This window comes from Ideonella azotifigens (genome assembly GCF_006519715.1).
Classification (GTDB): Bacteria; Pseudomonadota; Gammaproteobacteria; order Burkholderiales; family Burkholderiaceae_C; genus Ideonella; species Ideonella azotifigens.
Genome location: NZ_VIDT01000267.1, coordinates 1 through 6,959 on the forward strand (window position 1 = coordinate 1; position 6,959 = coordinate 6,959).

Below are 6,959 nucleotides of genomic sequence, written 5' to 3' on the forward strand. Positions count from 1 at the left end.
CGCGGCCAGCAGGTAGCGGCGCTGCGCCCAGGGCTCGTCCAGCGCCCGCACTTCGATGGCGAACAGCTTGGCGAAGCGGTGCGCCACGGCGGCTGGCAACACCGCCACACCCAGGCCGGCATCCACCAACTGGGCAATGGCGTCGAAGCCGCGCACCTGCAGCCGCGCGTTCAGCGTTCGGCCACGTTCCAGCGCTCGCTGCAGCATCAGTTCGTGCACCGAGGCACCAATGTGCAGGCCGACGATGTCGAAATCCAGCAAGGCGTCGAACGGCAGCGGCGCGGGCCGGCTGGCCAGCGCATGGCCACGCGGCATCACCACCGCCAGCTCGCCGGTGCGATAAGGCCAGGCCCGCAGCCGTGGATCGATCAAGGGCGGCGCGAAGATGCCGATGTCCGCCCTGCCCTCGGCCACCGCCGTCTGCACGTCGGCGCTGGTCAGGTCTTCCAGGCTGATGCGGATCTGCGGGTGCTCGCGGGAGAACGCCGCCAGGTCGGCCGGCAGGGCCTCGGCGATGGCGCCGGCATTCGCGGCAATGCGCAAATGACCCTTGATGCCGCGGCTGAATTCCACCACCTCGCTCTCCAGCGCATGCAGCGAGGCATGCAGGCTGCGGATGTGGCGCACCAGCGCGCGGCCGGCCTCGGTGGTCTCGACACCGCGTGCGCGGCGCTCGAACAGCTGCACGCCCAGCCGCGTCTCCAGGTCCTTCAGCCGTTTGCTGGCTGCCGCCAGCGCAAGGTGCTCACGCTCAGCCGCCCGCGTGATGTTGCGCGTCTCGGCAATGGCGAGCACCAGGTTGAGCGTGACCAGATCGAAGCGCATGCGGGGCGGCGGCGGAAGCTGCGGAGCGGACAGACAGCAAGTGTGAGGGAAGCGAAGGCCGCTTGCACTGCCTCGTTTCACCCCGGTCGGGCGGACGAGACAACGGGGAGAGGCACCGGTAAGCACCAAGCCGGCAACCGTCGCAGACCCAATGATGAACGAAGGCTTGGCGGCGCGTGCACGGAGATCGATGAGCAAGGCTTCTCCTGCCACGAACGATCGCTCACCCATCCCCATGAAAAACGGCCACCCGAAGGTGGCCGTTGGTGTTCAGTCGCGGGGACTGGCTCAACTGTGCGCGGCTTCCAGCGCGGCGTTGAAGGTCTTGCTGGGGCACATCACGGCCTTGAGCTTTTCGGCGTCCGGCTGGTAGTAGCCGCCAATGTCGACCGGCTTGCCCTGCACCGCTGCCAGCTCGGCGACGATGGTGGGCTCGTTTTCGGTCAGGTTCTTGGCCAGCGGACCGAAGTGGGCTGCCAGTTCCTTGTCGTCCGTCTGCGCGGCCAGTTCCTGGGCCCAGTACATGGCCAGGTAGAACTGGCTGCCGCGGTTGTCCAGCTGGCCGGTCTTGGGGGACGGGTTCTTGTTGTTGTCCAGCAGCTTGCCGGTGGCGGCGTCCAGCGTCTTGGCCAGCAGCTTGGCCTTGGCGTTGCCGGTCTTCAGGCCCAGGTCTTCCAGGCTGACGGCCAGGGCCAGGAACTCGCCCAGCGAATCCCAGCGCAGGTGGTTTTCTTCCACCAGCTGCTGCACATGCTTGGGCGCCGAGCCGCCGGCCCCCGTCTCGTACATGCCGCCACCGGCCATCAGCGGCACGATGGACAGCATCTTCGCGCTGGTGCCCAGTTCCATGATGGGGAACAGGTCGGTCAGGTAGTCGCGCAGGATGTTGCCGGTCGCCGAGATGGTGTCCAGGCCGCGGATCACGCGCTCCAGCGTGTAACGCATCGCCCGCACCTGCGACATGATCTGGATGTCCAGCCCGCTGGTGTCGTGGTCCAACAGGTAGGTGTTGACCTTCTTGATCAGCTCGGCTTCGTGCGGACGATACGGGTCCAGCCAGAAGATGGTGGTCATGCCCGAATTGCGCGCACGGTTGACGGCCAGCTTGACCCAGTCGCGGATCGGCGCGTCCTTGACCTGGCACATGCGCCAGATGTCGCCGGCCTCCACCGTCTGGCTCAGCAGCACTTCACCGGTGGCGATGTCGACGATGTTGGCCACGCCGCCTTCGGTGACTTCGAAGGTCTTGTCGTGCGAGCCGTATTCCTCGGCTTGCTGCGCCATCAGGCCCACGTTGGGCACGGTGCCCATGGTGCGCGGGTCGAAGTTGCCGTTGGTCTTGCAGAAGTTGATGACTTCCTGGTAGATGCGGGCAAAGGTCGATTCCGGGATCACCGCCTTGGTGTCCTTGGGTTTGCCATCGGCGCCCCACATCTTGCCGCCAATGCGGATCATGGCCGGCATCGAGGCGTCGACGATGACGTCGTTCGGCGCGTGCAGGTTGGTGATGCCCTTGGCCGAGTCCACCATCGCCAGCTCCGGGCGATGCTCATGGCAGGCGTGCAGGTCGCGGATGATCTCTTCACGCTTGGAGGTCGGCAGCGTGGCAATCTTGTCGTACAGATTGACCATGCCGTTGTTGACGTTCACGCCCAGCTCGTCGAAGAGCTTGCCGTGTTTCTCGAAGGCTTCCTTGTAGAAGATCTTCACCGCATGGCCGAAGACGATGGGGTGCGAGACCTTCATCATCGTGGCCTTGACGTGCAGTGACAGCATCACGCCCGTCGCCCGCGCATCTTCGAACTGCTTTTCGTAGAAGTCGCACAGCGCCTTCTTGCTCATGAACATGCTGTCGATGATCTCGCCTTCGAGCAGCGAAACCTTGGGCTTCAGCACGATGGTCTTGCCGTCCGCGGTGACCAGTTCCATCCGCACGTCGCGCGCCTTGTCCAGCGTCATCGACTTTTCGCCGTGATAGAAGTCACCGTGCGTCATGTGCGCCACGTGGCTGCGTGAAGCCATGCTCCACTCACCCATCGAGTGCGGATGCTTGCGGGCGTAGTTCTTGACCGCGGCCGGGGCGCGGCGGTCCGAGTTGCCTTCACGCAGCACCGGGTTCACCGCGCTGCCCAGGCACTTGGCATAGCGCGTGCGGATCTTCTTCTCGTCGTCGGTCTTCGGGTCTTCCGGGAAGTCCGGCAGCGCGTAGCCCTTGGCCTGCAGTTCCTTGATCGCGCTGGTCAGCTGGTGCTGGGAAGCGCTGATGTTGGGCAGCTTGATGATGTTGGCATCGGGTTCCAGCGTCTTCTTGCCGAGCTCGGCCAGCGTGTTGGGCACGCGCTGGGCTTCGGTCAGGAATTCGGGGAACTCGCCCAGGATGCGCGCGGCGACCGAGATGTCACTCTGTTCGACCTGGATGCCGGCCGGCCGCGCAAACGTGCGAATGACCGGCAGGAAGGCGGCTGTCGCCAGCAGCGGCGCCTCATCGGTCAAGGTGTAGATGATGGTGGGCTGCGAATTGCTCAAGGCGGTTTTCCTGAGAGAGAGGGGAGAACAGCGGTCACGCGTTGCGCGACCACAAAAGCCAGTCCTGGATTTTGATTTGCCAGCCGATTCAATGGGGTGCTTTTTTGAAGTTCGATCTCACGATGCGGAATTTGCGCCGTAACCGGCCGAAATTTCTTGGCGCTCGAACACTTAAGCAGGCCGCGCATCCGGCCCGCCAAGCAGGTCCTTGATTTGCTGCAGTGCACCAGGATCGTCCATCGTCGTCAGGTCGCCCGGGTCCCGGCCTTCGCAGACCGCCTGCATTGCGCGGCGCAGCAGCTTGCCGCTGCGGGTCTTGGGCAGCAGGCTGACAAATCGCACCCGCGCCGGCCTGGCCACGGCGCCGAGTTGCTCGTCGACCTGCTTCATGATCGCGCCCTCGAGCTTCAGCGCGTCGGCCGGCTCGGCGGCCAGTGCGGCATCCTTCAGCACCACGAAGGCCATCGCCACCTGGCCTTTCAGCGCATCGGCCACGCCAAGCACCGCAACCTCGGCCACCGCGGCGTGGCTGCTGATGCTTTCCTCGATCTCGCGCGTGCCCAGCCGGTGGCCCGCCACGTTGATCACGTCGTCGGTGCGGCCCAGGATGAAGTAGTAGCCATCGGCGTCGCGCACGCCCCAGTCGAAGCTGCTGTAGAGCGCCCTGCCCGGCACGCTGGACCAATAGGTCTTCACATAACGCTCGTCGTCGCCCCAGACCGTCTGCAGGCAGCCGGGCGGCAGGGGGCCCTGCACGGCGATCACGCCTTTGTGGTTGGGCTCGGTGATCTCCTCGCCGCTGGTCTCGTCGATCAGCCGCACGTCGAAGCCATAGACCGCCATGCCCGGCGAGCCGTAGCGCGTCGGCGCCGGCTCCACGCCATTGCAGATCGCCAGGATCGGCCAGCCGGTTTCCGTCTGCCAGTAGTTGTCGATCACCGGTTTGCCGATGGCCTCGGACATCCAGGTCGCCGTCGGCTCGTCCAGCGGCTCGCCGGCCAGGAACAGCGCCTTCAGGCTGGACAGGTCATGCCGTGTCAGGCAGGCCGGGTCCTGCTTCTTCAGCACCCGCGCGGCCGTGGGTGCGCTGAACATCACGTTGACCTTGTACTGCTCGACGATGCGCCACCAGACCGCCGCGTCCGGGCGGGTCGGCAAGCCTTCGTACATCACGGTAGCGGTGCCATTGAGCAGCGGCCCGTAGACGATGTAGCTGTGGCCGACGACCCAGCCGATGTCGCTGGTGGAGAAGAAGGTCTCGCCAGGCTGCGCCATGTAGATGTGGCGCATGCTGGCCGCCAGCGCCACCGCGTAGCCGCCGGTGTCGCGCTGCACGCCCTTGGGCCTGCCCGTCGTGCCGCTGGTGTAGAGGATGTAGCTGGGGTGCGCGCTGTCCACCCATTCGCAGGGCACCACGGCGTCCATCCGGGCCGCGCGCTCGGCCGCGAAGTCCAGGTCACGGCCTGGCACAGGTGCAAAGTCCACCAGCCCCCGGTCCACCATCAGCACCTTGGCCGGCTTGTGCGAAGCGAGTTCGATCGCCTCGTCCAGCAGCGGCTTGTAGGCCACCACCTTGCCGCCGCGCATGCCGGCATCGGCGCTGACGACCAGCACCGGCTGCGCATCGTCGATGCGGCTGGACAGTGCGTGGCTGGCAAAACCGCCGAAGACCACCGAATGGATCGCGCCGATGCGCACGCAGGCCAGCATCGCAAATGCCGCCTCGGCGATCATCGGCATGTAGATCAGCACCCGGTCGCCGCAGCCCACGCCCTGCGCCTTCAGGATGGCCGCGAAGCGCTGCACCTCGGCATGCAGCTCGCGAAAGCTCCAGGTCTTCTCCACGCCGGTTTCGCTGGAGACAAAGATCAGTGCCGCCTGGTCGGCCCGCTCGCGCAGGTGCCGGTCCACCGCGTTGTGACAGAGGTTGGTCAGCCCGCCGGCAAACCACTTCGGGAATCGGGGATCTGTCGCATCGCAGACCTGGTCGAACGGCCGCTGCCACTCGATCAGCGCGGCCTGCTCGGCCCAGAAACTGTCGCGCTCGTCGATCGAGCGGCGGTAGAAATCGGTGTACGACGGCATCTGATTTGTCTCCTGTTGGCTTTGGCTCTTGATGGCGCCGGGCAAGGTTAGCAATCCCGCCTGACGCCCGCCTGAAACCAGCGCCGCGTGTGGCGCCTGATCTGTCGCCTCGCATCGCGTGGGCGTCACCAAGCGGCAATGTCAGGCAACGCGAAGGCAAAGCAGGCAGTCGAACATCCGGCCCATTCACTTTGTTTGAGCTTGGACAAGCCATGAAGACTTTCTCCCTGATTTTCCCGGCCGCCGCCCGCACGCTGGGCGCGAGCCTTGCAGCCCTGGCCCTCGCCTGCACCGCCCAGGCGCAGGATGGCCCGCCCGGCGGGGACCGTGGCCGCCCGCCCAGCCCACCACCCGAGGCCGTGCAGGCCTGCGTGGGCCACGCCGAAGGCGCCAGCGTCAGCTTCACGCTGAAGGACGGCAAGGCCTTGACCGGCACCTGCCGCAAGCTGGACGGCCAACTGGTCGCGATGCCAGCGCACATGGACCGCAAGCCGCCCCCCAACGCAAACTGAAGCGGCGACCAAAAAGAGGCGCCCCTTTGAGCACGGCGACGGTGGGCACCGTTGCTGGCGCACCCCACGAGCGTGGGGGGACCATGACATCCGTCACGGAATTGACGCTGCGCAAACCTATCTTTCGCATATCGCGGCTTGCAGAAGTAGCAAGGCAGAGCCGCGTGACGCGCCGGGGCCATGCGCCCGGCCGACCGCAGGGAGATGCGCACACCGCCGCCCACGCCGCCTGACCCGCGTCGCTGGCGCAAGCCTTCCTGCACGCCCTACCGTGTTTGGAACCGCTCAGGCTCGCGCCCCATGCTCAAGACTGCCCCTGCCCCGCTGCCATCGCTGTTTGCTCCCGCACGCCAACCCGCTGGCCGCGCGCAATGAACGGCCCGATGCTGGGGCTGCTCAGCGCCGCCGCCCTGGAAATGCGCCCTCGGCCGCCACGCAGCCGGGCGCCCCAGCACGCGCAAGACGCTCCGCATGACTCGCCCTACCGCGGCTATGTGGAAGCGCTGGACCTCATGCGCGGCCTGGTCGGCTGGGCCGCCCATCAAAGCGGCAGCGAGTTGCCGACGATCACGCTGTGGTGCGACGACCGGCCGCTGGCCGAGACCACGCTGCAGGGCACACGGTCCGACATCTGGCTGGGCAGCAAGCGCGACATGCCCACCTCGTTCGCCTTCGATACCGACGAACTGCTGCGCATTGCCACGCTGACCGACATCAGCCCGCTGGCCAGCCTGCACGTGCGCTGCAACGACCGCGAGGAAGACCTGCCCACCGCGCTTGAGTGGACCTTCGGCGACCTGCAACAGCTGCGCAGCTCGACCGAACGCAGCGACTTCATCGAAGGCGAGCCCGGCCCGCTCGCACCGGAGCTGCGACGCCTGGCGCGCAAGTCCTATGCTTCGCTGGCTCAGCCGCTGCGCCAGGACCCGCAGCGCCAGAGCGGCGTGATCGAGTTCGCCGCCCGGCTGTCCGACACCCATTTGCTGATCGGCGGCTGGATGCGCGCCCGCC

5 protein-coding genes are annotated in these 6,959 nt (G+C 66.5%); 2 read left to right on the plus strand and 3 right to left on the minus strand.

Annotated elements, in window-relative coordinates; translation table 11 throughout:
* The 3 genes from FKP22_RS16340 to FKP22_RS16350 all read right to left on the minus strand — a co-directional run.
* Positions 1 to 825: LysR substrate-binding domain-containing protein (locus tag FKP22_RS16340; protein WP_141288523.1), on the minus strand; the 825-nt coding region annotated here is incomplete at its 3' end.
* 288 nt (positions 826 to 1,113) lie between these two features.
* Positions 1,114 to 3,351: an NADP-dependent isocitrate dehydrogenase gene (locus FKP22_RS16345; RefSeq protein ID WP_141288524.1), complete on the minus strand. Its 2,238-nt coding sequence runs from the start codon at positions 3,349 to 3,351 to the stop codon at positions 1,114 to 1,116.
* 171 nt (positions 3,352 to 3,522) lie between these two features.
* Positions 3,523 to 5,469 carry a propionate--CoA ligase gene (locus FKP22_RS16350; protein ID WP_259372450.1) on the minus strand — a complete coding sequence of 649 codons (1,947 nt, stop codon included), beginning with the start codon at positions 5,467 to 5,469 and terminating at the stop codon, positions 3,523 to 3,525.
* A 179-nt stretch (positions 5,470 to 5,648) separates the two neighbouring features.
* On the opposite strand from FKP22_RS16350, the gene FKP22_RS33900 reads away from it, so the two are divergent.
* Both FKP22_RS33900 and FKP22_RS16360 read left to right on the plus strand, forming a co-directional pair.
* Complete coding sequence (locus tag FKP22_RS33900; RefSeq protein ID WP_231012288.1) at positions 5,649 to 5,948, plus strand: hypothetical protein; 300 nt, start codon at positions 5,649 to 5,651, stop codon at positions 5,946 to 5,948.
* 371 nt (positions 5,949 to 6,319) lie between these two features.
* Positions 6,320 to 6,959 (plus strand): hypothetical protein (locus FKP22_RS16360; protein ID WP_141288526.1); only part of this gene is annotated, 640 nt, incomplete at its 3' end.